The sequence below is a fragment of the Xanthomonas sp. CPBF 426 genome (genome assembly GCF_903989465.1).
GTDB lineage: Bacteria > Pseudomonadota > Gammaproteobacteria > Xanthomonadales > Xanthomonadaceae > Xanthomonas > Xanthomonas euroxanthea.
Genome location: NZ_LR861805.1, coordinates 3081390 through 3106493, shown reverse-complemented (window position 1 = coordinate 3106493; position 25104 = coordinate 3081390). Strand labels below are relative to the sequence as shown.

Genomic DNA, 25104 nt, shown 5'->3' with positions numbered 1-25104 from the left:
GCCTGGGTAATGCCGGTGCGCCTGCACGCTACAGTGCAGTCACTTGAATCGAGGAGCACGGCCATGAATCTGTTTGCAACTGCGATGTCGCTGTCGATGATGGCTGCCGTCACGCCCGCAGGTGAAGAGCGACACGCGATCAGGGTGAGCAAGGCCGGCGGCGCCGCATCTGCAGCCGGCCCGGCCGACTATTTCACCGGCACCGTGCGCATCGATGCGCCTTTCCAGGCCGATGCGCCGGCGCGGGTGGGCGGTGCCACCGTCACCTTCGAGCCGGGCGCGCGCACCGCCTGGCACACCCATCCGTTGGGGCAGACGCTGATCGTCACCGCCGGCGCCGGGCGTGTGCAGGAATGGGGCAAGCCGGCGCAGCAGATCCGCCCGGGCGACATCGTGTGGATTCCGCCGGGCGTCAAGCACTGGCACGGCGCCAACGCGACCGTGGCGATGTCGCACATCGCCATCGCCGAGGCGCAGGATGGCTCGCCGGTGACCTGGCTGGAGCAGGTCAGCGAGGCGCAGTACGCGGCCGAGTGACACGGTGCTCAACGATGACCTGGTGCGGTCTGCCGCGTCATCGCCGGTGATACATGTCGCTTAGTGCGGGCGCGTGACTGCGCTCCACTGCGCGCGGACAGGCTTACGCCGCTTGTGTCGCAGCCTGTGCCCCGGCACGCAACCGTTGTGCGTCACGTGCGGGCGGCGCGCCGAGAATGCGCGCGTAGTCGCGACTGAATTGCGAGGCGCTCTCGTAGCCGACGCGGAAGCCGGCATCAGCGGCATTCAGCGCTTCGGCCAGCATCAGCCGGCGCGCTTCGTGCACGCGCAGATGCGAGCGATATTCCAGCGGCGTCATCGAGGTGACCGCCTTGAAATGCGCATGAAAAGTGGAACGGCTCATTGCCGACAGATCGGCAATCTGCTCGATGCGGAAGCGCTGTGCGTAATGCTCGCGCAGCCAGACAATGGCTTTGGAAATCTGGTTGAGTCGGCTGTCGGCGATGGCCATCTGGCGCACCACCGCATTGGCCGGATCGGCCATCAGGCGATAGAGCACTTCGCGCAGCACCAGCGGTGCCAGCGCGGCGATCTCCTGCGGTTGATCGAGCAGACGCGCCAGCCGCACTGCAGCGTCCTGCAATGGCGGCGTGCTGTGGTTGAGCAACAACCCGGCCTGCGCCGCATCGCGCTGCGGCTCGACCAGCTCCGGGTGGCTGACGGCCAGGTCGCTCAGCACGGCGGTGTCCAGATCCAGGCAGAAACACAGATACGGCTGCGCGGCGCTGGCCTCGATCACCGAACCGACGATCGGCAGATCCACCGACGCCACCAGATACATCTGCGGGTGATAGAGATACGCCGCCGCACCCAGCATCGCCTGCTTGCGGCCTTGCGCCACCAGGCACAGCATCGGCGTATAGACGGTGGGCACCGACACGGTTGGCGAGGCGCTGCGCATGATCTGCAGCCCGGCAATCCGGGTGGCGTGCATGCCATCGCCAGGGGCGTGGCGCAGCAGGATGTCGGTCATCTCGGTCAAGGCGGACATGCAGGACTCGGCAGTGGCACCAGGCGGCCTGGCCGCGATGCCGTCGATCGTACAAGACCGGATGTCATGGAGCCGGCAGGTCCGCAGCAGCGGCAGGCCACGGCAGCGCCGGTTGGCGCCGACACGTGCGTTCAGGCGCTTGCGCGCCCAGCGCCTCAACACGACAGGCCCGGCATGATCTGATAGGGCGCTCACGCGCGCGCCGTATCATGGGCGTCTGTTTCCGTGATCGCCTCGCCCATGCCCGCAAAACGTTCGACCATCCCCGCACCGACGCGCCCCGCCGACTGGAAGGCGCTCGAGGCCGCCGCCACGGCCGAACTTGCGCGTCGCACAGCGCAAGCGCATCAGCAGATCCTGGGATTGTTGAACACGCATGGGCATCTGCTCAGCGAGGCGCAGCGGCGCGGCTTGCACAAGCGCTTGGTGCGTGCGGGGGGCTAGGAGCGGCGACAAAACTCTATGTCGGCAGCGGCGACGTGTTGGTCACGCGCGCCTTGTTGAGCGGTGAGTCGAATGCGCGGTGCCCTCGCCACCTGCGGGACACGCCGTGAATCCGTCCCTGGAGGCTCCTGGGCGGCATCCATGCCGCCGAGGGTCCCGGAAGTGACGAGGGCACCGCACCAGAAAGTTGGTCGGTTATCGCACCAAAGGCCACTTGTCGTCGGATGTGCATCAAATGTTGCGACGTTGAGCCGGCGCATCAGTATCGGACAGCCTGATTTTCGAACAACGCGCGTCGTGCACTGCTTGCACCTGCACACCGACCATCCCGACAGGTCCTTGCCCGCCTACCGTGGCGGGACCGTGAGCGGCATGGATGCCGCGCCAGAACCTGCACGGACGTACTTGCGGCGTGTCCTGCGATGGTGGGCGGGCGAGGGCCATGCAGTGAAGCCACAGATCACCCGCTCTACAGCTGATCCATCCGCAAAGCCGTAGATTGGGTGCTCTCCAAGACGTCACGTCGCAGCCACGCATCGCTCCGCGTCCAGCCAGCACTGGCCGACGCAAGCACCAAACTTGCGTTCAACCGACGCGCTCCCAGGGCGGCACTTCGCCCAGGCGTTCCAGCAGAAACTCCACGAATGCGCGCACGCGCGGTGGCTGCAGCTGGCGGGCCGGCATCACCGCGTTGATCTGCGTGGTCGGTGGCGGGTAGTCGGGGAGGACCTCGACCAACCGGCCGTCGCGCAGTTCCTCGGCAATGTGCCAGTACGAATGCAACGCGATCCCCTGGCCGGCGACGGCCGCGTCGCGGATCAACTCACCGAAATTGCTTTCGAAGCGGCTTTGCATGCGCACGCGTACCAGGCCGCCCTCCGGCGTTTGCAACCGCCACACGTCCTGGCGGCCGTCGCGGCCCATCAGCAGCACGCCGGCGTGCCCGGCCAGGTCGTCCGGCGTGCGCGGGGTGCCATGGCGCTTCAGGTAATCGGGCGAGGCGGCGAGGGTGCGGCGGTTGTCGGCGATGCGCCGCGCCACCAGCCCGGAGTCGTCCAGCGGGCCGATGCGGATCGCCAGATCGAAGCCTTGCCTGACCAGGTCCACCAGGTCGTCGCTCAGATGCGCGCTGATGTGCACGCGCGGATGCCGGGCCTGGAATTCCGGCAGCAGCGGCGACACGTATTGCCGCCCGAACGAGGCCGACAGGGTCATGCGCAGGATGCCGCCGACCGCGTGTGCGCTCTCGCGCAGGTCGTCGGCCAGCGCGTCCAGATCCTGCACCAGTACGCGGCCGCGCTCGGCCAGGCGCTGGCCCTCGGGTGTGGGGTGCAGCCGGCGCGTGGTCCGGTGCAGCAGGCGCACGCCCAGCTCGCGTTCCAGCCGCTTCAGGCGCTGGCTGGCGACCGCCAGCGACAGGTCCAGGCTGCGCGCACCGGCGGTGATCGAGCCGGAATCGAGCACGCGCAGGAACAGCGCGATGTCGCCGAGGCGGTCCATGCGATTCTCAATGATTTGTTGATAGTGAATCAGGATAGCAGGGGTTTTTGTTTAGGACGCCGGAGCGCAGGCTGTGGGTCGTCTTCCCTGGTCCCTGCCCATGTCCGCTTCCGTGCGTTCTTCCCGCTTTCCGCCAGCGCTGCTGGCGCTGACCATCGGTGCCTTCGGCATCGGCACCACCGAGTTCGTGATCATGGGCCTGCTGCAGCAGGTGGCCACCGACCTGGGCGTGTCGCTCAGCGCCGCCGGCCTGCTGATCAGCGGCTATGCGCTGGGTGTGTTCGTCGGGGCGCCGGTGCTGACGCTGGCCAGTGCGCGCTTGCCGCGCAAGGCGGTGCTGGTCGGGTTGATGGCGATCTTCACCCTGGGCAACGTGGCCTGCGCGCTGGCGCCGGACTACACCAGCCTGATGGTCGCGCGCGTGCTGACCTCGCTGGCGCACGGCACCTTCTTCGGCGTGGGCGCGGTGGTGGCGACCTCGCTGGTCCCGGCCGAGCGCCGCGCCTCGGCAATCTCGCTGATGTTTGCCGGGCTGACCGTGGCCACCCTGCTGGGGGTGCCGGCCGGCGCCTGGCTGGGCCTGCAGCTGGGCTGGCGGGCGACGTTCTGGGCGGTTGCGAGCGTCGGCGTGCTGGCCACGGCCGCGGTGGCGCTGTGGGTGCCGGCGAACGCAGGCGCAGCCGCAGCGGTGTCATGGCGGCAGGAAGTGGCGGTGCTGGGGCGCGGGCAGGTGGTGCTGGCGCTGGCGATGACGGTGGTGGGCTATGCCGGCGTGTTCGCGGTGTTCACCTATATCCAGCCGTTGCTGGTGGAGGTGACCGGTTTTGCGCAGACCGCGGTGTCGCCGGTGTTGCTGGTCTTCGGTGTCGGCATGATCGTCGGCAATCTGCTGGGAGGGCGCCTGGCCGACCGGCGCCCCACCGCCGCCTTGCTGGGCAGCCTGGGGGCATTGGTGGTGGTGCTCGCTGCGATGGGCCTGGTCCTGCACAACAAGACCGCGATGGTGGTGTTCGTCGGGCTGCTGGGCGTGGCCGCCTTCGCCACCGTGGCGCCGCTGCAACTGCGCGTGCTCGAGCATGCGCGTGGTGCCGGCCAGAACCTGGCCTCCAGTCTCAATATCGCCGCGTTCAATCTGGGCAATGCCGTGGGCGCCTGGCTGGGCGGTGTGGTGATCGCCACCCATGCCGGCCTGGTTGCCACGCCGTGGGTTGCCGCGTTGTTGAGCGCGATGGGCCTGGGGATCGCGTTGTGGAGCGTGCAGCTGCAACGCCGGCGTGCCGCTGCGCCGCGCGTCTGCGTACAGGCGGGTTGATTCGGTCCTGCGGGCGCAGCGCGCAGTACTTGCGCAACCGGCAGACCTGCGCGATCGGCGCCATCGGCGCAGGTCGCCGGCGAGCGGACCGTCGCGGCTGGCGTCGCGCAGTGGCCGATCCTCCGGCACTGCGCGTGGATTTTCTTTCGATTTCAGGGAGCAGTGCGATGGATACACGTTTTCTCGGCCGGTCCGGTTTCAAGGTGCCGGTGCTCGGTCTGGGTGCCGGTACCTTTGGCGGCAAGGGGCCGCTGTTTTCTGCCTGGGGCGATACCGATGTGGCGCAGGCGCAGCGCATGATCGATCTGTGCCTGGAGGCGGGCCTGAACCTGTTCGACACCGCCGATGTGTATTCGGACGGTGCCTCCGAAGAGATTCTCGGCCAGGCGCTGCAGGGGCGCCGCGATCAGGTGATCCTGTCGACCAAGACCGGCCTGCGCCTGGGCGATGGGCCCAACGATGCCGGAGCATCGCGCTTTCGCCTGTTGCGTGCGGTGGATGCCTCGTTGCGGCGCCTGCGCACCGACCATATCGATCTGCTGCAGCTGCATGCCTTCGATGCGATGACCCCGATGGAGGAAACCCTGTCCACGCTGGATGAGCTGGTGCGTGCAGGAAAGGTGCGGTATCTGGGCGCGTCGAACTACGCCGGCTGGCAGTTGATGAAGTCGTTGGCGGTGGCGGACGCGCATGGCTGGAGCCGCTTCGTGGCCAACCAGACCTACTACTCGCTGGCCGGGCGCGACTACGAATGGGAGCTGATGCCGCTGGGCATCGACCAGGGCGTGGGCGCAGTGGTGTGGAGTCCGCTGGGGTGGGGCCGCCTGACCGGCAAGCTGCGGCGCGGCCAACCGCTGCCGGACACCAGCCGCCTGCATACGACGGCCGCCGCGGGCCCGGCGATCAGCGATGAGCGCCTGTTCGACATTGTCGATGTGCTGGACGCCATTGCCGAGGAGACCGGGCGCAGCGTGCCGCAGATCGCCATCAACTGGCTGCTGCAGCGGCCCACCGTCAGCACGGTGCTGATCGGCGCGCGCGACGAAACCCAGCTGCGCCAGAACCTGGGTGCGGTGGGCTGGTCGCTGACGGCCGAGCAGCGCACGCGCCTGGAGGCGGTGAGCGCGGTGGAGCCGCCGTATCCGTACTACCCGTACTGGCGCGGGCATTTTGCAGAGCGCAGCCCGCTGCCGGTATAGGCATGGTGGCCGCCCGCGTGCCGCCGGCAGACGCCAGCACCACGCGCGGGCTGGTGGGCGCACGCTGCGGCGTGGGCAGCGACAGGTGCACGCCTTCTGCGCGGATCACCAGCGATACGCCACCGACATCTGGTATTGCCGCCCGGCAATCGGCCGGCCCATGAACACGCCGCCGGTGGCCGCACCGGGCACGCGCACATTGCCTTCGGTCAGCCCCAGCGTATCGGTGACGTTGCTGCCTCTGGCGGTCACTTCCCAATGCTCGCCCACATGCAGGTTGGCGCCGATATCCACCATGTCGTAGGACGGCAGGCGCTGGCTGTTGGCCAGGTCGGCGAAGCGATCGCCGATGTAGGAGTAGGTGGCGAACAGCTTGAGGTCGCCGAACGGCAGCATCCAGTAGTAGCTGGGCGTCACGCGGAACTGCCGCTTGGGCTGGCGCATCACCTGGTTGCCGGTGAACTCGCGGTAGTTGCGGTATTTCGCATCCAGCCACACCCCGGTGCCGGCCAGCTCGAAGCCGCCGAACGGGCGGATGGCGCCTTCCACCTCCAGGCCGCGCGCGCGCGAATCCCCAACGGTGGTGAAGTTCTCGCCATTGGCCAAAAACGCCTGGAATGGCGAATTCTTGAAGGTGTTGTAGAACGCGGTCAGATACAGGTCGTAGCTGCTGGCGCCGGACTTGAGCCCGAGTTCGTACTGATCCACGTCCTGCACGCGATTCTGGCCATCGCGCAGATTGTCGAAGCCGGGAAACTTTACCCCCGAGTTGACGCGCGCGAACAGGCTGTTGCTGTCGTTGAGCTTGAAGTTCAGGCCCGCCGTCCACGAGAACGCCTCGTCGTCCTGGTCGATGCGGCGCGTGCTGGCCAGCGCCAGCGAGGTGGCGTTGTCGTACAGCGTGGCCGGGTTGCCGTCCAGGTCCACCGTGGCGGTGTCGTGCACGTCACCGGTGACGCTCTGGCGCTCGTAGCGTGCGCCCAGGTCCAGACGCAGCTGGTCGTTGATTTCCCATTCGTCGGCGACGAAGGCGGCAATGTTCTCGCCGTCGTAGTTGGCGCGCAGGTTGAAGAACGCAGTGCTGGTGAAGCCCTGCCGCGTGGCCTGGCGCCCGTCAGCCAGATCCACGTCGATGCGGCGCGCGTTGTTCTGCGCGGTGAGCAACATGGTGTTGCCCAGGTACCAGGTATCCGCAGAGGAATACCTGGCGTAGTACGTGCCTACGGTGAGCGTATTGCCGGCAAACAGTTCGCGGCTCAGGCGCAGGTCGTTGGTGACCGAGTTCAGGCGCTTGTCCACCGACCACCAGCCGGCTTCCAGCACCTGCTGGTTCGGATCCACCGCGCCGCCGCCGTTGGTGAAGCGGCCGCTGCCAGCGCTGCCATAGCCGGCGATGAAGTCGCCCAGCCGCTGCGGTGCATCCCCGGTGAACAGGGCATAGGTCGGCGCACTGCCGCTCATCACATTGAAGCGGTCGGCGATGGTCCAGTCGCCGCGCTCCCAGTTCAATTCGCCGCCGAACACATCGATGTTGACGCCGCGCCCATCGGCCAGATCGCGCTGGATGGTCTGCCCGTTCGGCCCGACCAGCAGATCGACATTGCGGAAGTCGCGGCCGAGCAGGGTGCCGGTCTGCGCATTCAAGCCGGGGAAACTGGACAGGTCGTTGCCGTTGTTGCGCGACAGCAGCGGAATGGCGGTGTAGAAGGCGTTGTTGTCGTCGGTATGCCGCGCGTAGAACGCCACCTCGCCGCTGTCCCAGCGCTTGCTCAGCGTGGCGCTGAACTGGCCGCCCTTGTCGGCGGCGAACTGCGGGTCGCGCACGCCATCGGTTTCGCGGAAGAACCCTCCCACGCTGTAGTACCAGCCATTGCCCATCGGCCCGCTGTTGAACACATCGATGCGGCGCAGGGCGTTGTTGCCGCCGGTCAGGCGCACGCTGCCTTCCGGTTCGTCCTGGCCTTTTTTCTGGATGAAATTGACCGTCAGCCCCGGCTGCCCGTTGGAGAAGATCGGGCTGGAACCGCCACGCAACACCTCCATGCGCTCGACCGTGTCGTCGACACGGAACAGCGTGGAATTTTCCAGAAACGACAGGCTTGGCGGCGGAAACAGCGGCGAGCCATCCAGTTGCATGGTCACGAACGGCGCATCGCCTTCGGACGGCATGCCGCGCACGAAGATGTTGGCACCGGTGCCGCCACCGCTGGGCTCGGCCCATACGCCCGGCACGATCTTCAACAGGTCCGCGGTGCTCTGCGGGACGGCCTGCTGAATCTGCTCCGGGCTGGCGGTGGTGATCGAAAAGCTGGCATCGCGCTTGGCCAGGCCCTTGAAGCGCGCGGTGCCGCTGACGATCACCGCATCCAGCGTGGTGGCGTCCTGTTGTGGCGGTGCCGCAGGCGCGGTTTGCGCGTAGGCGACAGGGCTGAGCAGGGCGATGATGGTCAATGACAGGGCGTGGCGGGACAGGGACGAGGTCATGCGTGCTCTCCTTCAATCGCAGCGATCGACGCAAGCCCCGCAAAACACGGGCGGGCGCCGGAAAGGTGATGTGCCGCACAGGAGCGCGCCGGAACGACAACGCGCGCATGCAGTGCGTGCTGCCGTTCTAATGGAAGCCGGGGCAAAAGCTGTTGTGCGCCGCATCAGCGGCAGACCGCGATGGCGGGCTGGTCGGCAGCCAGGCAACGCAGGTGCCGGCCCTGCGCAGCGGTGCACGGACCGGGAAAGAAGGCGTCCTGCCCGATCGCAACCGGTGCCAAGCGCATCACGTCCCGTCTGCACATGCAGCTGTTTTCTGCCGTGCGACCACCAGCCGGCTGCGCAAGCTGACACATGACGAGGCCGCCCGAAGGCGGCCTCGCTTATGACGGCGGGAGAGAGGTACCGTCAGAAGAACATGCGCACGCCGAACGAGGCGCTGCGGCCGGGAAGCATCACATCGTCCTTGAGGAAGGAGGTGTGCACGCGTGCGTCCTGGTTGGTCAGGTTGTTGCCGTCCAGGAACACTTCCCACGCATTGCTGCCGCGGTCCACGTGGTAGGCCAGATGCGCATCGACGAACGTGTAGCCGTCGGTCGGGGTTTCGTTCACTGCCACCTTGTCCTGCTTCATGGTGCGGGTGGCACCGAGCGAGGCGCGCCATGCATCGGCATTCCAGCGCATCTGCGCGCCGACACGGCCCGGGGCGATGCGCGGCAGGTTGCCGCCATCCTTCAGGCGCGCACGCACGGTGTCGCCGAACACGCGCAGGTCCCACGCGCCAGTGTCGTTGTCGGCCAGATGGAAGGTGGCCTCGCCCTCGAAACCGTGGAAGACCGCATCGTTCTGCGTCCACTGGCGGATCGGCAGGAAGTCGTTGTCCTCTTCGTTGAACCACTGGCCGCCGGTATCGACGATGTAGACGAAGTCGTTGTAGCGGTTGTAGTACGCGGCGATCTTGGCATCGACCCAGGTGTTCTGGAAGTTCAGCCCCAGCTCGGCCTGGTTGGCCTTCTCGGTCTTCAGGTCCGCATCGCCGATCTCGTAGGCGAGGGTGGCGATATGCGGGCCGTTGGCGAACAGCTCCTCCTCGGCCGGCGCGCGCTCGGCATGGTCGAGGTTGGCGGTCAGGCGCCACTGTTCGTTGAAGCGGAAACCGCCGCTGGCCGAGAAGCTGGTCGGGGTGAAGTCGCGGTCCACGCCGATGTCGGTCCGGTACTTGACCTTGTCCACGCGCGCGCCGATTTCGGCGGTGACGCGGTCCCAGCTGTTGCGAGCAACGCCGAACACGCCCAGCGAGCGGGTGTCGGTCTTGGGGACGAAGGATTCTTCGCCCACTGCCTGGAAGGTGGTGTCGCTGCCCTGCAGGCCGAATGCGGTCTGCCAGCCGCCGCCGAAGGTGAAGGAGGCCTCCACGCGGCCTTCGTTGGCGCGCTTGGTGAACACGGTGCCGACTTCTTCGCCTTCGAATTCGGTATGCGCGTAATCGGTATGACCGAAGCTGTAGCGCAGCGCGCTGCCTTCGCCCCAGGGATCGGTCAGCCCGCCCTTGAGGTCGTAGCGGTCCTGCTGCAGCTTCAACGACACCCCGCGCTCGCCGATCGACAGATCGCCCGGCTCGCCGGGGTTGCCGTAGTTGTCGCGGAAGCGCGAGGCCGACAGGCCGACGAAGCCCCAGTCGCCGGACAGCGAGGCGCCGACCGAGCCGACCTTGGAGTCGATCCAGGAATTGGCCTGGCGTCCTTGCGGGGTGTCGTAATCGTTCTGGTTGCGGTACACGCCGTCGGCATGGATCGACAGCCCGCTGCCGTTGCCGGCATCGACGCGGAACATGTCGGTGTTGCCGTCCTTGTCGCCGCCGTCGAAGCGCACTTCGGCGCGGCCGCTGAAGCCGTCCACCGGGGTTTCGGCAATGCGTCCGTCGACCACGTTGACCACGCCGCCGATCGCGCCGGAGCCGTACAGCAGCGTGGACGGACCCTTGAGCACTTCGATCTGGTTGGCCAGGAACGGCTCGATCGCCGGCGAGTGATCCTGGCTGACCGTGGACACGTCCTGGGTGGACAGGCCGTCGCGCAGCACCGCCACGCGCGGGCCGTCCAGGCCACGGATGATCGGCCGGCCGACGCCGGGGCCGAAGTTGGAACTCTGCACGCCGGGCAGGCTGGCCACGGTTTCGCCCAGGCTGGAACTGCGCACTTCGTCCAGGCGCTCGCCGGCCAGCACTTCGACCGGGCGGCTCAGCTCGCCGGCCGCATCGCGCAGCGGGCTGGCGGTGACGACGACCTTGTCCAGGTCCTTGATGTGGCGGCCACTGGAAGCGGTGGCGTCGTGGCGCGTGTCCGAGCTGGGCGGGGTCTGCGGGTCGGCAACCGCCGGCGCGTCCGCGGCCATGGCCAGGGCGGGCGTCAGCAGGCTGGTCAGGGCCAGTGAAAGGGTGGAGCGACGAAGCGAGAAAACGGGGCGAGGGTGCATGGCGGGCCGGACTCTGTGGTTGTTACTTTATATCAACGATAAGGCGCAGCTTGGCCACTGCGCCGACGGCGGGACCCGCTCAGCTGCGCGATGCAGTGGTGCGGGCCTGGAACAAGGAAGATGTTATATTATTCCACATCGCCGCGAGCCCCTGCTGGAAGTCATGCCTCTACCGTCTCTTCGCCATGTGCTCGACCGCTTCGGTGCGACCGGTTCGCTGCTGTGCGCCGTGCATTGCGCGGTGCTGCCGCTGGTGCTGGCCCTGGCCCCGTCCCTGGGCCTGTCGTTCTGGCTGGGCGACGGGGTCGAACGGGCCATCGTGGTGTTCGTGACGCTGCTGGGCCTGTTCAGCCTGGTGCTGGGCTATCGCCGGCACAAGGCGCTGCATGCACTGGCGCTGCTGCTGCCGGGCCTGTTGTTGCTGTGGGCCGGCCTGCTGTACGACCCGCTGCATCACGCGGTGCTGCCACATGCCGTGGTGATGACGCTCGGCGGCGCGCTGGTCGGCATCGCCCACCTGGTCAACCTGCGTCTGAATCACGGGCACGCCCACGTCCACGACGCCAGCTGCGTCCACTAGCCCGGGCTGCGCGGGCAGGGGCCTACGTGGTAGGCTTGCCGGCCTTGCGCGAGGGCGCCGCCGGCGTAAACCTCGCCAGACCCGTGTTCAGCGCGGGGATTTTGTATTCAGTATTCACATTCAGGAGTCGACGAACATGGGTAAGGGTGACCGCAAGACCGCCAAGGGCAAGCGCTACAATTCCAGCTACGGCAATTCGCGTTCGCACGCGGTGAGCAAGGTCGTCGTGGGTGCAGCTGCCCCGGTTGCCAAGAAGGGCGTGGTCAAGGCGCCGGCCAAGAAGGCTGTCGCCAAGAAGACCGTTGCCAAGGCCGGCTGATCCCTAGCCCGCTTCGCGACACCAGAACGCGGCGCTTGCGCCGCGTTTTTTTATGTCCCGCATCGACGCCGCTGGTTTAGTGCGGCGCTGCCGCAGCCTGCGGTGGGCGTGTCGGCGTCGGTGCCAACAGCTGTTCGGCCAGGCCGCGATAGATCGGCGTCCTGCACACCAGCCCGGACATGGCACGCGCAATCAGCACGGTGGCCAGGATCGGCAGCAGCATCTGGCTGGTGTCGGTCAGTTCCAGCGAGATCACCGCCGAGGTCAACGGCGCCTGGGTCACGCCGGTCAGATACGCGCACATGCCCAGCAGCACGAAGGTGCGCGGGTCCACGCCCGGCATCAGCACCGACAGGTTGTGGCCGATGCCGGCACCCACCGCCAGCGCCGGCGAGAACAGCCCGCCCGGAATGCCGGCCAGGTACGAGACCAGGTTGGCCAGCAGCTTCATCAGCCCGAATTCGTGTCCGACCACCGCGTGGCCCTGCACCAGGCTGCGCGCCTGCTCGTAGCCGGTGCCGAACGCGCCCTGCCCGAACACCAGCGCCAGGCCAACCAGGGCCACGCCGCACAGCGCGGCCAGCAGCACCGGATGGCGCTGACGCAGCGTTGCCAGCCAGCGTGGCTTGCCGCCGACGCTGGCCAGCACCAGGCGCGCGAAGATGCCGCCGAGCAGGCCGGCCACGCAGCCGCAGAGCGCGATCGCCAGCCAGGCCTGGCCCAGCGGCAAGGCCACCGCCACCTTGCCGAAGTAGGTGTAGTTGCCCAACAGGCCCAGCGACACCACGCCGCCGACGATCACCGCGGTCAGCAGGGTGCCGGAGAAGCGGTGTTCGAAGCGCCCGCTCAATTCCTCGATCGCAAACACCACCCCGGCCAGCGGCGTGTTGAACGCCGCGGCGATACCGGCAGCGCCGCCCGCCAGCAGGAAATGCGAGAGCTCGCGCGGGTCGTGGAACCCGAACCAGCGCCCGAACACATGCATCAGGCTGGCGCCGACATGCACGGTGGGGCCTTCGCGGCCGACCGAGGCGCCACCGAGCAGCGACAAGGTGGTCAGGGCAAGCTTGCCGATCGACACCCGCAGCGACAGATTGCTCTGGCGGAATGCCGCGTCGTCATGTTCAAGCGCCGCGATGACCTGCGGAATGCCGCTGCCACGCGTGGGCCGCATCGCGCCGGAGGTGAGCCAGGCCAGCAGGGCGAAGATGCCCGGCGTCAACAGCAGCGCCCACCAGATCGAATGCGCGGTGATGCGCTGGAACACCTGGAAGGCGGCGTCGCTGGCCTTGGCGAACACGATCGCCACCAGCGCCACTGCAATGGCGCCACCCCACAGTGCGGCGCGGCGACGCCAGCCTTCGCTGGACAACAACGGCCGCAGCCGATGCCGGCGCGGCGAGGGATCAGGAGCAGACATGGCGCCATTGTCGCATCGACGCAGCGCGGCCGCGACGCGTCACTCAGCGCGTATCGGCCGGCGGCACGCGCAAGGCCGGCAGCAGCGTGGCGGGATTGCCATCGTTGGGCGCGGCAGGAATGCCCAGCAATCGTGTCATCAGCGCATACACATCGACGTTGTCGAAGCCCGGCAAGGTCTTGCCCTGCGCCAGATCCGGGCCCTGCGCCAGGAACACCGCGCGCATCGACGGCAGCGCCGGATCGAAGCCGTGCGAGCCGCGCATCTGATCGCGCGGGCGCCTGGCCAGCTTGTCCGGGAACAGTGCATCCCAGCCTTCGTGCATCTGGCACACGATCGGCGGAATGCGCGGATGGGTGCCGTAGTGCCAGCGTGCGGGCAGCGCCGTCTTGCGCCAGCAGTCGTACTGCGCATGCGCGCCGAGCAGGCCGGCTTCGGCGCGGGCCTGCTGTCCCGGCAATGGCGCAAAGCCGATCACCTGCCCCTCGGTCACGGCGGTGGCGATATCTGGCCGCACCATGTCCTGCACGCTGATCGCCTGCCCGGGCGGCACCTCGGCCATGCCGTGGTCGGACACCACGACGATGTTGGTGCGCTCGCGCGTGCCGTCGCGCTGCATGCCGGCCAGCAGCCGGCCGATCGCGCCATCCACCGCACGCACGCTGTCGGCGTATTGGCGTGATTCCGGGCCGTGGTCGTGGCCGGCTTCGTCCACGTGTTCGAAATACAGCGTGACCAGGCGATTGCGGTCCGCGCCGGAGGCGGCCAGCCAGCCCCGCACTTCGTCCACGCGCGCGTCCAGGCTGGTGCCTTCTTCGTAATGGCGCCAACGCGTGGGGCGCACACCGCCGATCGCCGCCTCGCTGCCCGGCCACGACCAGGTCGCGGCATGCAGGCCGTGCGTCTCCGCGCCCACCCACAGCGGCTCGCCGCCCCACCAGCGCGCATCGCCGACCGCGTCCTGCTTGCTCAACCAGAAGCCGCCCAGCGTCGCATCGCGCATGCTGTTGTGCACGATGCCGTGGTGGTCCGGTCGCAGGCCGGTGACCAGCGTGTAGTGATTGGGAAAGGTCAGCGACGGGTACGACGGCGTCATCCAGCGCGCACGCACGCCGTCGTGCGCCAGCTGCGACAGATGCGGTGTGATGCCGCGATCGAGCATGTCCGCGCGCAGCCCGTCGATGGAGATCAGCAGCACGCTGTGCGCTGAATCGCTGTGCGGTGCGTTTGCCGACGCGGGCGCCGCCGGGGCGGGCGCTTGCGTCCTGCGCGAAGGGGCGTGGGAACTGCAGGCCGCGAGCAGTGCAAGCGCGGCAAACACAAGACGTCGATCGATCATCGCGCCAGTTTACGGCGTCGCAATGACGTCGCGAAGTCAGCGCGTGCCAGCGATGGAGGTTGCGGCGAACAGATCGTCGGCCGCCGCGCTCCGGCGCGGTGACCAGCCCTCCAGCTGCAACAGTGCCTGCTTGGTCGGCAGGCCGCCGCCGAAGCCGGTCAGCGCACCATTGGCGCCGATCACGCGATGGCAGGGCAGCACGATCGGGAGTGGATTGCGCCCATTGGCGGCGCCGACCGCGCGGCTGGCGGCCGGGCGTCCCACCGCGTGCGCGAGTTGCGCATAGCTCCAGGTCTGCCCGAACGGAATCTGCGCCAGCGTGTGCCAGACCTGCAGCTGGAACGGCGTGCCGGTCGGTGCCAATGGCAGGTCGAAGCTGCGCCGCCCGCCATGCAGGTAATCGAGCAATTGCTCGCGCGCCTCGCGCACCAGCGGCGCATCCGGGGCATGCTGCCAGCGCGCGCGGCCGATCGCGTCGTAGCGGTTCTGCGCGAACAGGATGTGGTGCACGCCGGCAGCATCGGCGGCCACGCTGAGTGCGCCGATCGGCGAGGGAAAGGTGTCGTACTGCAGTGTGCTCATGAACGGGGGTCCTTGCGATCGACAGCGAGATGCCAAAGGTGCAACACGGCGTAGGCGCGCCAGGGTCGCCAGGCCTGCGAGCGCGCTTCGGTGGCACGCTCGCTCAGGCGCTCGGGGGTGCCGAGCACCTGCTGCAGGATCAGGTCGCCGGCCGGAAACGCATCCGGATGCGAGAGCGCGCGCATGGCGATGTAGTGCGCAGTCCACGGCCCGATGCCGGGCAAGGCCGTGCAGGCGGCGACGAATTCGGGCAGGCGCTGGCCGGCGCCGAAATGCAGCCGCCCTTGCGCACACGCCGAGGCCAGCGCACGCAACGTGGCGGCGCGAGCACGCGGCAGGCCGAGTTGCTCCAGCGGCGCCTCGGCCAGCTGTGCCGGAGTCGGAAAGATGCGGTCCAGGCCGGGCGGCATCTCCCCGTGATGGCCGCCATGCCGATCGACCAGCCGCGCGGCCAGCGTCGCCGCGCCGGCCACGCTGATCTGCTGGCCCAGCACGGCGCGCACGGCCACTTCGAAGCCGTCCCAGCCACCCGGTACGCGCAGGCCGGGGCGGCGCGCGATCGCCTCGGCCAGCAGCGGCTCGGCCGCCAGCGTGGCGTGCACCGCCTGCAGGTCTGCATCCAGATCAAACAGCCGGCGCACCCGCCGCACGATCTGCGGGATCTGGCGCGGGTCGGTCGCGCCGATGCGCAGCAGCAACTCCGCACGCTGCGGCGCCGCGCTGACCTCGATCAGCGTCGCGTTGCCCGGGGTGCCGATCACGCGCCGGTAGCCGCTGGCGTCGACCTGCTCGATACCGGGAATCGCGCGGCGCTGCAGAAACGCCAGCATTGCCGGCAGGTCCAGCGGCGGGCGATAGCCCAGGCGCAGGGTCAACGCACCACCCGGAACCTCGGCACGCTGCTTGCGCAGCGCCGATGGCGGCATCCCGCAGCCTTCCAGGAAGGCTGCATTGAAGCGACGCAGGCTGTTGAAGCCGGCCGCCAATGCGACCTCGGTCACCGGCAATGCGGTCTCGGTCAGCAGCTGCTTGGCCAGCAGCAGCCGGCGCGTGCCGTGCACCTGGATCGGGGTGGCACCGAGCTGCTGCACGAACTGCCGCTGCAGCTGGCGTGCGCTCAGGCCCACCGCGTCGGCCAGGGTCTGCACCGGCTGCTCCTGCAGTGCACCGTCGGCAATCATCGCCAGTGCGCGTTGCACGCTCTCTTCGCCCAGGTGCTGCTGCGCCTGCGGCGACAGCTCGGGGCGGCAGCGCAGGCACGGCCGGTAGCCGGCGGCACTGGCGGCCGCCGCGCTGGGGTAATAGCTGATGTTGCCCGGCTTGGGCGGCGGTGCCGGGCACACCGGGCGGCAGTAGATGCCGGTGCTGCGCACCGCGGTGAAGAACAGCCCGTCGAAGCGCGCATCGCGCGCCAGGCGGGCGCGGTCGCATTGGAGTCGGTCGGGCGTGGCGGTCTGCATGGCGCCAGTCTATGCGCTCACTCCAGCCGCGGCTGGCCGTTTTCGGACAGGGTTGCACCGCGCCTGTGTGTTCATGGCAGGGTCAAACGGTGGGCCCGTTCAGCCATAGACTGAGGGTGATCTCCGTCGCGGTCTGTTGCCTGACATCATGCTGAAACTGCTCTGCCTGTCCCTTTCCTGCCTGCTGGCGCTGGTGGCCTGCGACCGCACCGGTACCTCGGCCGATGCCGCCGCCACGCAACAGGGCGGCGCGGGGCAGGGCGATGGCGACCACATGGTGTCGGTGGACACGCCCGAGCCGGCAGCGCCGCCGCCGCGGCCGCGTGCACAGGCCGGCGAAGCCGGCTGGCCGCAGGCGGAGCTGGACGCGGGCAAGGCCTGGATCAGTTGCGCCACCGATTACAGCAGCGAAGCCGGCGATGGCACGCTGCTGCCCGCGCTGGACCGCGCCAGCGTGGAGGCGGCGCTGGCGCCGTGTCGCGACACCGGCCTGCTGCGGGTGCGCTACGCCGGCAAGATCAACGCCGGCTTTGCTGCGTTGGTGTGGCGGCTGGCCGCGGTGGCCGAGCAACTGCGGCTGCCGCATCGCATCCTGGACCTAGATTCCAGCGGCGGGCAGGTGGAAGCGGCGATTCGCGCCGGCGATGTCATCGGCGAATCCAACTGGACCATCTGGGTGCGCGAAGGCTCGATCTGCCACAGCGCCTGCGTGTTCGTGCTGGCGGCCGGCGACAACCGCCTGGTGGCTGGCAAGGTCGGCATCCACCGCATGATGCGGATCAGTTCCAAGGCCACCTCGCGCGCGGAACTCAATCGCGAATTGCGCGAGGTCTACGGCAACGTCAAGGATTATCTGGAGCGCAACGGCGTGGCGGTGGCGGTAGCCGACCTGATGATGACCGTGCCCAACCGCAGCCTGCGCCTGCTGACGATGGACGAGTTGCGCGAGTACGGGCTGGATGGCACCAACGCGGTACAGGACGACCTGGAGCGCATCCGCCAGATGCGCAAGTGCGGCGATGCCTTCGTGCGGCGCAAGGACGCGTTCCTGGTTGCCTTCGACCAGAAGTGCAAGGGCGAGGGCGCCGATCTGGAGGCGGTCAACGCCTGCGGCCTGGCCTTGAAGCAGCGCTTCGGCTTCCCGGATGCGGCCTGCCCGGAAGAAAGCCCGCTGGCCGAAACCGATGCCGCCGCGCTGCCGGCCGCCGCCGCACCGGACGCCGCGGCGGCGGCCGATGCAGCGCCGGCCGCATCGACCGCACCGCCAACCCTGGCACCGGACGCGGCACCGGATGCGGCGGCCGCCGAGCCCGCGCCGGGCCCCGCCCAGGGCGACGGCTGAGCTTCACGCGCACCGCACTGCCGGCTGCCTATGGTCGCGGCATATCACGGAGCCGGGGGCGCCATGCTCGGGAAGACAAAAGGTGTTGCGCTGGCGTATCTGCCATCGGCGTTGCTGGTGCTGGCCGGATTCGGCGTGGCCGAGCTCCTGCAGGTGATTGCTGCGGCCAGCCGGGTGCAGTGGCCGGCCACGCTGGCAGTGTGGCTGAGCCTGGTGGCGCTGATCGCGGCCATCGCCCGCGCGCTGTGGATCAGCTGGCGGCTATGGCGGCCGCGCGGCGTCGCGGCGGTTCCGCCCGGCGGCGAAGTCTGATGTTGCCAGGGCCGGCACGGATTGCCCGCACCCGGCTCCTGCGATCGTCGCGCACTCACCGCTTCAGGCAGCGCAGGTCTTAAACTGCCGCACCCGCCACGCGCCCGCGTCGGCTCCCATTCGTTCGCTCCGTACAAGGTCAATCTGCCCAATGTTCCGTCCTCGTCTGCTTGCCGCGCTGCTGTTGGCTCCCTCGCTGGTCCTGGCCCAACAGCCGCAGACCGCTGCACGTCCGGCTGCCGCTGCGTCGACGGCGGCGCCCGCGGTCAACCCGGCGCAGCAGGCGCAGCTGGTCAAACAGAACACCGAGATGACCCAGGCGGCATTGCGGGTGGCGCAGATGGTCGATGCCAACCAGGTGGCCTCGCTATGGGATGGCGCCTCCAGCGTCGCCAAGACCGCGGTCAAGCGCGATGCCTTCGTGAGCCAGATCGGTGCCGAACGTGCGCGCCTGGGGGCGGTGGTCGGACGCGGGCAGGGCTCGGTGACGCGGGTCAAATACGCCGCCGGCGCGCAGGTGCCCGAAGGCCTGTACGTCAACGTCAGCTTCCCGACCCGCTTTGCCAAGGCCCAGCAGCCGGTGCGCGAGCTGGTGTCGTTCCGCCTGGACGAGGACAAGACCTGGCGGCTTGCCGGGTACAGCCTGCGCGCGTCGATCAAGTGATCTTGCAGCGCATCGGGAGACCCGCGTGGAACTGACCATCGAACTACAGATGCTGGGCTGGGCCATGGTGCTCGGCCTGGTGCAACTGCTGGCCGCCTCGGCCAGCATGACCGCCCAGCGCGGGACCAAGTGGAATGCCAGCGCACGCGATGGCGACGCCAAGCCGTTGACCGGCATTGCGGCGCGGCTGGATCGCGCATTCCGCAACTATCTGGAGACCTTCCCGATCTTCGCGGCCGCCGTCCTGGCGGTGAGCGTTGCCGGCCGTACCAGTGCAGACACCGCGCTGGGCGTGCAGCTGTACCTGTGGGCGCGCGTGGCCTATGTGCCGGCGTATGCGGCGGGGATTCCCTACCTGCGCAGCGCAATCTGGGTGGTGTCGTTCTGGGGCATCGTCAAACTGGTGCGGGCGTTGCTGGGCTGGTGACGCAGGCCGGGCTGCGTGCGCGCAGCCGGTGGCACAGTGACCGAGAAAACGCAGCAATAAGTCGCGCGCCCGCGACTGTTCGGTTGCTGCTTGATCCTGATCAAGTCCGGACAGCACCACTGCCGTAAACTGAGAGCCGCTACCAAGACGGCTGCGCCCACCGCCAGGCGTGCGTGCTCGACGCTGCATGTGCCACGCATGCATGCCGATTGCGCTGCACCGACCGCATCCACCTGACCACGGCACGCAAGGTCTTGTTAGCTCCTCTGGGTCTCGGTGGTAAAGGAGCGCGGCATGCAATCGGTGGATATCGCAGTCATTGGTGCCGGGCCGGTCGGCCTGAGTTTTGCGCGGTCGTTGGCCGGTAGTGGCCTGTCGGTGCTGGTGGTCGACCAGCAGCCACGCGCGCAGCTGGCCGAGCCGGCCTTCGACGGACGCGAAATCGCGCTGACCCATGCCTCGCGTGCATTGCTGGAGCAACTGGGCATCTGGCCGCAATTTCCCGCCGATGCGATCTCGCCGCTGCGCGACGCCCGCGTCATGGACGGACATTCGCACTTCGCGCTGACCTTCGCCGCCTCCGCGCGTGGTGCCGGCGATCTGGGCTGGCTGGTGCCCAATCATCTGATCCGTCGCGCGGCCTGGCAGGCGGTGCAGGCACAAGCTGCGTTGGAGATGCGCTGCTCTTGCACGCTGCAGGCCGTGCAGCAGCAGCGCGACCGCGTGGTGCTGCAGTTATCCGATGGGGAAACGGTGTCAGCGCGCCTGCTGGTGGCGGCCGACAGCCGTTTTTCCAGCACCCGGCGCCTGCTCGGCATCGGCGCGCAGCTGCGTGATTTCGGCAAGACCATGCTGGTGTGCCGGATGCGGCATGCGCTGCCGCACGGGCATGCTGCCTGGGAGTGGTTTGGCTACGGCAAGACGCTGGCGTTGTTGCCGCTGCAGGGCAATCGCGCCGGTGCGGTGCTGACCCTGCCACCGCGACAGGTGGAGGCCTTGCTGGCGATGGATGCGGCGGACTTCAGTGCGGCGGTGACCGAGGCGTTCGAGCATCGGCTCGGGCCGATGCAGCAGGACGGCAGCCGGCATGCGTATCCGCTGGTGGCGGCCTATGCGCAACGCTTGATCGCCGAGCGTGCCGCGCTGCTCGGCGATGCGGCGGTGGGCATGCACCCGGTCACCGCGCATGGCTTCAATTTTGGATTGCAGAGCCAGGCGCGCCTGGCCGAGCGTGTGCGCGCCGCTGCCGCCGCCGGGCGCGACATCGGGGATGCGGCCCTGCTGCAGGGGTATGAGCGGGCGCACCGGCTGGCGACGCGGCCGCTGTATGAAGCGACCAATGCATTGGCTGCACTGTATACCGACGACCGCGCGCCGGCCCGCCTGCTACGACGTGGTGCCTTGCGTGCGGCGCATGCGGTGGCGCCCTTCAAGCAGGCGATTGCAGCGCATCTGACCCAGCGCAGCGTTTGACGTATCGAAGTGGGAGCAGGGAGGCGCAGTGCGTGCAGCGCTGCGCTGTGGTCCTCATGCGCAGTGGCCTGCAACGGTGTTCGACGCGCGGGCGGGCAATGCGGTCATCCGCTCGCTTGCAGGTGTTCTTGTGGCAATCGGGCGGGCTCGGTCAGCTCGGCTGTCATCAGTGCTGTCATCAGGCGCGCCGCAGTCAGGACGCGGCCATCAGGACGCGGCCATCAGGCCGGCGCATCGACCCGCGCAAGAATCGCATCGATCGCGGTGCGCGCATCGCCGCTGCGCAAGGCGTCTTCCAGCAGTGGAATCACCCAGGCGCAGCCGGCCTTGGTCACGTCTGCGCGCCAGCCGCCGGGCCAGCCTTCCAGTTCGTGCAAGGCCAGCATGCTGCAACCGCCGCGCTCGGCGTGACCGCCACGGATCGACTGCTCGAACCAGAACGGCGTGTCCGACTCGACGTCGATCGAAAAGATGTAGACATCGTGGTCCGGATCGTCCGCCGAGGGCGCGTTGTTGCGCCAGCTGACCTGCACCACGCTCATTCTGCCGGCTCCGCATCGGGGTCCAGCGCCAGCACGCGGATCTCCACATCGTCCAGTTGCACGCACTGGCCGGGGCGGATCTTGGCGGTCTTGCGCAGTTCCTGCACGCCATCGACGCTGACCGCGCCACTGGCGACGATCGCCTTGCCCTGCCCACCGCTGTCGGCAATACCGGCCAGCTTGAGCAGCTGGTTGAGTTCGATGTACTCGCCGTCCAGGTCGAATTCCAGAAATTGCATGGTGTGCTCGGTGACAGGAAGACGGCGATTATCTGCCTGTCGCAGCCGACAACACCACCGTGCCGAATGCAGCCCCGGCAGGTGGAGTCGGTGCAGCAGCGCTACGCCGGCGTCGCGGTGCGGCGTCGGCAAGCTTATTCGCGTCGAAAGCGTGCAATCTCGTCCAGCATGCTTTCGGCGCGCACGATGCCGGGCCCGGCATGCGCGTTGTCGATGCGCTCCAGCCACGGATGGCGTTTGCGCTGCAGCCGTCGATAGCCGAGCCAGGTGCCGATGCCGCCGAGCATGCCCACCAGCAGATTGAGCAGCAGCCAGTCGTGCGGCAGGGTCAGGCCGGTCAGTGCGCGCCAGCCGGCGTCCGCCACGGCCACCCACAGCACCCAGAACGCCGCGCCCAGCCACGGGGCCACCCGCGTGCGCCAGCGCCGCAAATGCGCGAGCGCGCGCTGCGTCGGCAGCAGCGGTCCGGCAAAGTCCAGTTGCGCCAGCAGCTGCAGCTGCCGTAGTGCGGAGATCGCCAGCGCAATGCTCCACAGCTGCAGCAGCACGCCGCCGATGATCGCCGCAACCTGATCGGTGTGGGCAAGCCAGCTGCGCGCGATCACGATGTGCAGCGCCACGGCGCACAGCAATTGCGCCGATTGGCTCAGCCACAGCGGGCGCAGGCTGGTGCGCGCCGCATGGCCACGCACCTGGCCGAGGATGTGGCTGATCTGCGTGCCGTGCTGATCCAGGCGGTGTTCCATCGCGTGCCAGGCGCGTTGCATGTCGTCGAGTTCCATCGAATGTTCCTTGGGCGAAGTGGGGTGGTCAGAGTTCGGCGCGGATGCGCGCCTTGAGGCGGCTGAGTTTCGTGGCGACATTGGTCTCGCTGATGCCGAGCACCTCGCCGATCTCGCGGTAGTTGTGCTGGTCCAGGTACAGCAGCATCAAGGCGCGTTCCAGCGGTGGCAGGTGGGCGATGAAGCCGTGGAGTGCGGCGACCTGCTGCGCGTGTGCCGGGTCGCGCGCCAGCGGGTCGGCGATGCTGTCGGCCACCGCCTCCAGAGGGAGCGGGTCCTGCGGCGCGCGGCTGCGACCGCGCAGATCGCTGATCGCCACGTTCAAGGCAATGCGATACATCCAGGTGGAAAAGCGCCGGCCGGCGTCATAGCCGGGGAACGCGCGCCATAACTGCACGGTGATGTCTTGCGCCAGCTCGGCGCGGTCGTCCGGGTTCCAGCAATAGTTGGCCGCGACCTTCAGGACGATGCCCCGGTGCTGCTGCAGCAACGCGTTGAAGCGGGTGTGCAGGTCTGTTTCCAGGGACATGGCTCCGGCCGGGTGGGGGAATGACAAGGGTCGAGGAGATGATTCGCCGCAGCGGGCGAATCCTCACAAGCTGAACGGACTGTCACGGAAATTTCGACAGCGGGGGGGCTGAGGGCGCACACTATGCTGCTTTGCGCCTGCCGGCTCCGTGCGGCGCCTCCGGAGTTACCCAATGACCCAAGAATCTCCCGCGCCGCTGCTGTTTGCAGACCTCGGCCTCTCAGACGCTGTGATGAAGGCGGTTGCCGCCGTCGGCTACGAGTCGCCGTCGCCGATCCAGGCCGCCACCATTCCCGCGCTGCTGGCCGGCCGCGACGTGCTCGGCCAGGCGCAGACCGGCACCGGCAAGACCGCCGCGTTCGCGCTGCCGGTGCTGTCCAACGCCGACCTCAACCAACTCAAGCCGCAGGCGCTGGTGCTGGCCCCGACCCGCGAGCTGGCCATCCAGGTCGCCGAGGCGTTCCAGAAATATGCCGAAGCCATTCCCGGCTTCCGCGTGCTGCCGGTCTACGGCGGCCAGCCCTACGCGCAGCAGCTGAGCGCGCTCAAGCGCGGCGTGCATGTGGTGGTCGGCACTCCCGGCCGGGTGATCGATCACCTGGATCGCGGCACGCTGGACCTGTCCCAGCTCAAGACGCTGGTGCTGGACGAAGCCGACGAAATGCTGCGCATGGGCTTCATCGACGACGTCGAAGCGGTGCTGAAGAAGTTGCCGGAGAAACGCCAGGTGGCGCTGTTCTCGGCAACCATGCCGCCGGCGATCCGCCGCATCGCGCAGACCTATCTGAAAGACCCGGCCGAAGTCACCATCGCGGCCAAGACCACCACCTCGGCCAATATCCGCCAGCGCTACTGGTGGGTGAGCGGCCTGCACAAGCTGGACGCGCTGACCCGCATCCTGGAAGTCGAGCCGTTCGACGGCATGATCATCTTCGCCCGCACCAAGGCCGCCACCGAAGAGCTGGCGCAGAAGCTGCAGGCACGCGGCATGGCCGCGGCGGCCATCAACGGCGACATGCAGCAGGCCGCCCGCGAGAAGACCATTGCCCAGCTCAAGGACGGCAAGCTCGACATCCTGGTCGCCACCGACGTGGCCGCGCGCGGCCTGGACGTGGAGCGCGTCAGCCATGTGCTGAACTACGACATCCCGTACGACACCGAAAGCTACGTGCACCGCATCGGCCGTACCGGCCGTGCCGGCCGCAATGGCGACGCGATCCTGTTCGTCACCCCGCGCGAGAAGGGCATGCTGCGTTCGATCGAGCGCGCCACCCGCCAGCCGATCGAAGAGATGCAGCTGCCGAGCGTGGATGCGGTCAACGACACCCGCGTGGCACGGTTCATGACCCGCATCACCGAGACCCTGGCCGGCGGCCAGATCGAGATGTATCGCGATCTGCTGCAGCGCTACGAGAGCGAGAACAACGTGCCGGCGATCGATATCGCCGCGGCGATGGCCAAGCTGCTGCAGGGTGATGCGCCCTTCCTGCTGACCCCGCCGGTGCGTGGCGCACGCGAGGAGTTCGCCCCGCGCGAGCGCAATGATCGCGGTGATCGCGGCGACCGTGGCGAGCGTCCGCGCTTCGAGCCGAAGTTCGAGCGTGGCCCGCGTGCCGATGGTGAGCGCGCGGCACGCCCGCCGCGTGCGGAACGTCCGGCCTTCGCCGATGATGGCGCCGGTGCCGAGCGTCCGCGCCGCGACCCGGTTGCCCCGCGTGGCGAGCCGGAGTTCGGCATGGAGAGCTACCGCATCGAAGTGGGCCACACCCACGGCGTGAAGCCGGCCAATATCGTCGGCGCGATCGCCAACGAAGCCGGCCTGGAAAGCCGCTACATCGGCCGTATCGACATCCAGGACGACTATTCGATCCTGGACCTGCCGGCCGACATGCCGCGCGAGCTGCTGACGCACCTGAAGAAGGTGTGGGTGTCCGGCCAGCAGCTCAACATGCGCAAGCTGGAAGACGGCGAGGCGGCTGCAGCGCCGTCCAGGCCGCGCTTCCCGCGCGGCGGCAAGCCGTCCGGCCGCCCGAATGGCCCGAACCGTCCGATGGACCGTGCCGGCGCGCCGCATCGCAAGGGCCCGCCCAAGCCCCGCGGCGAGTAAGCGCCGCTGAGGACCCGGCAGCGT

The 25104-nt window shown here is 68.4% G+C and carries 23 protein-coding genes and 1 pseudogene; 12 read left to right on the top strand and 12 right to left on the bottom strand.

The genetic code is table 11. From position 1 onward, the window contains the following. The first annotated feature begins 63 nt into the window (after nucleotides 1-63). The gene (locus tag H7A87_RS13270; RefSeq protein WP_164739142.1) at nucleotides 64-537 is read left to right on the top strand and encodes a cupin domain-containing protein; all 474 of its coding nucleotides are present in this window, start codon (nucleotides 64-66) and stop codon (nucleotides 535-537) included. 103 nt (nucleotides 538-640) lie between these two features. Here H7A87_RS13270 and H7A87_RS13265 read toward each other — a convergent pair whose 3' ends face one another. Continuing rightward, complete coding sequence (locus H7A87_RS13265) at nucleotides 641-1549, bottom strand: AraC family transcriptional regulator (RefSeq protein ID WP_043088272.1); 909 nt, start codon at nucleotides 1547-1549, stop codon at nucleotides 641-643. Nucleotides 1550-1789: 240 nt separating this feature from the next. Between H7A87_RS13265 and H7A87_RS13260 the strand changes: the two genes are divergently transcribed. Continuing rightward, nucleotides 1790-1993, top strand: a complete 204-nt coding sequence (locus tag H7A87_RS13260; protein ID WP_115677603.1) for a hypothetical protein — start codon at nucleotides 1790-1792, stop codon at nucleotides 1991-1993. Nucleotides 1994-2578: 585 nt separating this feature from the next. On the opposite strand, the gene H7A87_RS13255 is transcribed toward H7A87_RS13260, so the two are convergent. Then, nucleotides 2579-3493 (bottom strand): LysR family transcriptional regulator, encoded by a 915-nt coding sequence (locus H7A87_RS13255; RefSeq protein ID WP_104648085.1) that lies wholly within the window; start codon nucleotides 3491-3493, stop codon nucleotides 2579-2581. Nucleotides 3494-3593: 100 nt separating this feature from the next. On the opposite strand from H7A87_RS13255, the gene H7A87_RS13250 reads away from it, so the two are divergent. Together H7A87_RS13250 and H7A87_RS13245 are read left to right on the top strand one after the other, a co-directional pair. After that, the gene (locus H7A87_RS13250) at nucleotides 3594-4805 is read left to right on the top strand and encodes an MFS transporter (protein WP_119127906.1); all 1212 of its coding nucleotides are present in this window, start codon (nucleotides 3594-3596) and stop codon (nucleotides 4803-4805) included. A gap of 167 nt (nucleotides 4806-4972) precedes the next feature. Further along, nucleotides 4973-6004 (top strand): aldo/keto reductase, encoded by a 1032-nt coding sequence (locus tag H7A87_RS13245; protein WP_119127908.1) that lies wholly within the window; start codon nucleotides 4973-4975, stop codon nucleotides 6002-6004. 105 nt (nucleotides 6005-6109) lie between these two features. On the opposite strand, the gene H7A87_RS13240 is transcribed toward H7A87_RS13245, so the two are convergent. Further along, nucleotides 6110-8488, bottom strand: coding sequence for a TonB-dependent receptor (locus tag H7A87_RS13240; protein ID WP_119127910.1), 2379 nt, complete (start codon nucleotides 8486-8488; stop codon nucleotides 6110-6112). A gap of 408 nt (nucleotides 8489-8896) precedes the next feature. After that, entirely contained in the window at nucleotides 8897-10963 is a 2067-nt protein-coding gene (locus H7A87_RS13235) for a TonB-dependent receptor (RefSeq protein WP_119127911.1), read from the bottom strand. A gap of 163 nt (nucleotides 10964-11126) precedes the next feature. Here H7A87_RS13235 and H7A87_RS13230 point away from each other — a divergent pair, with 163 nt between their 5' ends. Both H7A87_RS13230 and H7A87_RS13225 read left to right on the top strand, forming a co-directional pair. Next, complete coding sequence (locus H7A87_RS13230; RefSeq protein WP_104581874.1) at nucleotides 11127-11543, top strand: MerC domain-containing protein; 417 nt, start codon at nucleotides 11127-11129, stop codon at nucleotides 11541-11543. Between the two features lie 136 nt (nucleotides 11544-11679). Beyond that, nucleotides 11680-11862 (top strand): 30S ribosomal protein THX, encoded by a 183-nt coding sequence (locus H7A87_RS13225; protein ID WP_016904806.1) that lies wholly within the window; start codon nucleotides 11680-11682, stop codon nucleotides 11860-11862. Nucleotides 11863-11986: 124 nt separating this feature from the next. On the opposite strand, the pseudogene H7A87_RS13220 reads toward H7A87_RS13225, so the two are convergent. From H7A87_RS13220 to H7A87_RS13205, 4 genes and pseudogenes are all read right to left on the bottom strand, one after another. Beyond that, nucleotides 11987-13282 (bottom strand): annotated as a pseudogene (locus H7A87_RS13220) (chloride channel protein); the annotation flags it as partial. Nucleotides 13283-13325: 43 nt separating this feature from the next. Further along, nucleotides 13326-14621 carry an ectonucleotide pyrophosphatase/phosphodiesterase gene (locus H7A87_RS13215; protein WP_119127915.1) on the bottom strand — a complete coding sequence of 432 codons (1296 nt, stop codon included), beginning with the start codon at nucleotides 14619-14621 and terminating at the stop codon, nucleotides 13326-13328. Between the two features lie 36 nt (nucleotides 14622-14657). Further along, on the bottom strand, nucleotides 14658-15203 hold the full coding sequence (locus H7A87_RS13210) for a methylated-DNA--[protein]-cysteine S-methyltransferase (RefSeq protein ID WP_104581877.1): 546 nt from the start codon (nucleotides 15201-15203) through the stop codon (nucleotides 14658-14660). After that, nucleotides 15200-16663 carry an AlkA N-terminal domain-containing protein gene (locus H7A87_RS13205; protein WP_119127917.1) on the bottom strand — a complete coding sequence of 488 codons (1464 nt, stop codon included), beginning with the start codon at nucleotides 16661-16663 and terminating at the stop codon, nucleotides 15200-15202. Before H7A87_RS13205 ends, H7A87_RS13210 begins: the two co-directional genes overlap by 4 nt. A gap of 148 nt (nucleotides 16664-16811) precedes the next feature. Between H7A87_RS13205 and H7A87_RS13200 the strand changes: the two genes are divergently transcribed. From H7A87_RS13200 to ubiM, 5 genes are all read left to right on the top strand, one after another. After that, the gene (locus tag H7A87_RS13200; protein WP_119127918.1) at nucleotides 16812-18005 is read left to right on the top strand and encodes a hypothetical protein; all 1194 of its coding nucleotides are present in this window, start codon (nucleotides 16812-16814) and stop codon (nucleotides 18003-18005) included. A gap of 63 nt (nucleotides 18006-18068) precedes the next feature. Continuing rightward, the gene (locus tag H7A87_RS13195) at nucleotides 18069-18317 is read left to right on the top strand and encodes a hypothetical protein (RefSeq protein WP_104581880.1); all 249 of its coding nucleotides are present in this window, start codon (nucleotides 18069-18071) and stop codon (nucleotides 18315-18317) included. 151 nt (nucleotides 18318-18468) lie between these two features. After that, nucleotides 18469-18981, top strand: coding sequence for a DUF4019 domain-containing protein (locus tag H7A87_RS13190; RefSeq protein ID WP_119127920.1), 513 nt, complete (start codon nucleotides 18469-18471; stop codon nucleotides 18979-18981). Between the two features lie 25 nt (nucleotides 18982-19006). Further along, complete coding sequence (locus H7A87_RS13185) at nucleotides 19007-19408, top strand: MAPEG family protein (RefSeq protein WP_104581882.1); 402 nt, start codon at nucleotides 19007-19009, stop codon at nucleotides 19406-19408. A 294-nt stretch (nucleotides 19409-19702) separates the two neighbouring features. Continuing rightward, nucleotides 19703-20881, top strand: a complete 1179-nt coding sequence (gene ubiM / locus H7A87_RS13180) for a 5-demethoxyubiquinol-8 5-hydroxylase UbiM (RefSeq protein ID WP_119127922.1) — start codon at nucleotides 19703-19705, stop codon at nucleotides 20879-20881. Between the two features lie 221 nt (nucleotides 20882-21102). Here the strand turns inward: ubiM and H7A87_RS13175 are convergent, their stop codons facing one another. The 4 genes from H7A87_RS13175 to H7A87_RS13160 all read right to left on the bottom strand — a co-directional run bounded on the left by H7A87_RS13175 (nucleotide 21103) and on the right by H7A87_RS13160 (nucleotide 22973). After that, nucleotides 21103-21423 (bottom strand): hypothetical protein, encoded by a 321-nt coding sequence (locus tag H7A87_RS13175; RefSeq protein WP_180496690.1) that lies wholly within the window; start codon nucleotides 21421-21423, stop codon nucleotides 21103-21105. Beyond that, nucleotides 21420-21662 carry an RNA-binding S4 domain-containing protein gene (locus tag H7A87_RS13170; protein WP_024939760.1) on the bottom strand — a complete coding sequence of 81 codons (243 nt, stop codon included), beginning with the start codon at nucleotides 21660-21662 and terminating at the stop codon, nucleotides 21420-21422. Before H7A87_RS13170 ends, H7A87_RS13175 begins: the two co-directional genes overlap by 4 nt. A gap of 134 nt (nucleotides 21663-21796) precedes the next feature. Beyond that, a complete protein-coding gene (locus tag H7A87_RS13165; RefSeq protein WP_119127924.1) occupies nucleotides 21797-22444 on the bottom strand; it encodes a hypothetical protein in 648 nt (215 codons plus the stop codon). Nucleotides 22445-22472: 28 nt separating this feature from the next. Next, entirely contained in the window at nucleotides 22473-22973 is a 501-nt protein-coding gene (locus H7A87_RS13160) for a sigma-70 family RNA polymerase sigma factor (protein WP_119127926.1), read from the bottom strand. A gap of 172 nt (nucleotides 22974-23145) precedes the next feature. On the opposite strand from H7A87_RS13160, the gene H7A87_RS13155 reads away from it, so the two are divergent. Further along, nucleotides 23146-25080: a DEAD/DEAH box helicase gene (locus H7A87_RS13155; protein WP_167766314.1), complete on the top strand. Its 1935-nt coding sequence runs from the start codon at nucleotides 23146-23148 to the stop codon at nucleotides 25078-25080. Nucleotides 25081-25104 lie beyond the last annotated feature (24 nt).

Coding starts and splice junctions, on each gene's coding strand:
- H7A87_RS13270 (WP_164739142.1), top strand. CDS start 64: ATGAATCTGTTTGCAACTGCGATGTCGCTGTCGATGATGGCTGCCGTC.
- H7A87_RS13265 (WP_043088272.1), bottom strand. CDS start 1,549: ATGTCCGCCTTGACCGAGATGACCGACATCCTGCTGCGCCACGCCCCT.
- H7A87_RS13260 (WP_115677603.1), top strand. CDS start 1,790: ATGCCCGCAAAACGTTCGACCATCCCCGCACCGACGCGCCCCGCCGAC.
- H7A87_RS13255 (WP_104648085.1), bottom strand. CDS start 3,493: ATGGACCGCCTCGGCGACATCGCGCTGTTCCTGCGCGTGCTCGATTCC.
- H7A87_RS13250 (WP_119127906.1), top strand. CDS start 3,594: ATGTCCGCTTCCGTGCGTTCTTCCCGCTTTCCGCCAGCGCTGCTGGCG.
- H7A87_RS13245 (WP_119127908.1), top strand. CDS start 4,973: ATGGATACACGTTTTCTCGGCCGGTCCGGTTTCAAGGTGCCGGTGCTC.
- H7A87_RS13240 (WP_119127910.1), bottom strand. CDS start 8,488: ATGACCTCGTCCCTGTCCCGCCACGCCCTGTCATTGACCATCATCGCC.
- H7A87_RS13235 (WP_119127911.1), bottom strand. CDS start 10,963: ATGCACCCTCGCCCCGTTTTCTCGCTTCGTCGCTCCACCCTTTCACTG.
- H7A87_RS13230 (WP_104581874.1), top strand. CDS start 11,127: ATGCCTCTACCGTCTCTTCGCCATGTGCTCGACCGCTTCGGTGCGACC.
- H7A87_RS13225 (WP_016904806.1), top strand. CDS start 11,680: ATGGGTAAGGGTGACCGCAAGACCGCCAAGGGCAAGCGCTACAATTCC.
- H7A87_RS13215 (WP_119127915.1), bottom strand. CDS start 14,621: ATGATCGATCGACGTCTTGTGTTTGCCGCGCTTGCACTGCTCGCGGCC.
- H7A87_RS13210 (WP_104581877.1), bottom strand. CDS start 15,203: ATGAGCACACTGCAGTACGACACCTTTCCCTCGCCGATCGGCGCACTC.
- H7A87_RS13205 (WP_119127917.1), bottom strand. CDS start 16,663: ATGCAGACCGCCACGCCCGACCGACTCCAATGCGACCGCGCCCGCCTG.
- H7A87_RS13200 (WP_119127918.1), top strand. CDS start 16,812: ATGCTGAAACTGCTCTGCCTGTCCCTTTCCTGCCTGCTGGCGCTGGTG.
- H7A87_RS13195 (WP_104581880.1), top strand. CDS start 18,069: ATGCTCGGGAAGACAAAAGGTGTTGCGCTGGCGTATCTGCCATCGGCG.
- H7A87_RS13190 (WP_119127920.1), top strand. CDS start 18,469: ATGTTCCGTCCTCGTCTGCTTGCCGCGCTGCTGTTGGCTCCCTCGCTG.
- ubiM (WP_119127922.1), top strand. CDS start 19,703: ATGCAATCGGTGGATATCGCAGTCATTGGTGCCGGGCCGGTCGGCCTG.
- H7A87_RS13175 (WP_180496690.1), bottom strand. CDS start 21,423: ATGAGCGTGGTGCAGGTCAGCTGGCGCAACAACGCGCCCTCGGCGGAC.
- H7A87_RS13170 (WP_024939760.1), bottom strand. CDS start 21,662: ATGCAATTTCTGGAATTCGACCTGGACGGCGAGTACATCGAACTCAAC.
- H7A87_RS13165 (WP_119127924.1), bottom strand. CDS start 22,444: ATGGAACTCGACGACATGCAACGCGCCTGGCACGCGATGGAACACCGC.
- H7A87_RS13160 (WP_119127926.1), bottom strand. CDS start 22,973: ATGTCCCTGGAAACAGACCTGCACACCCGCTTCAACGCGTTGCTGCAG.
- H7A87_RS13155 (WP_167766314.1), top strand. CDS start 23,146: ATGACCCAAGAATCTCCCGCGCCGCTGCTGTTTGCAGACCTCGGCCTC.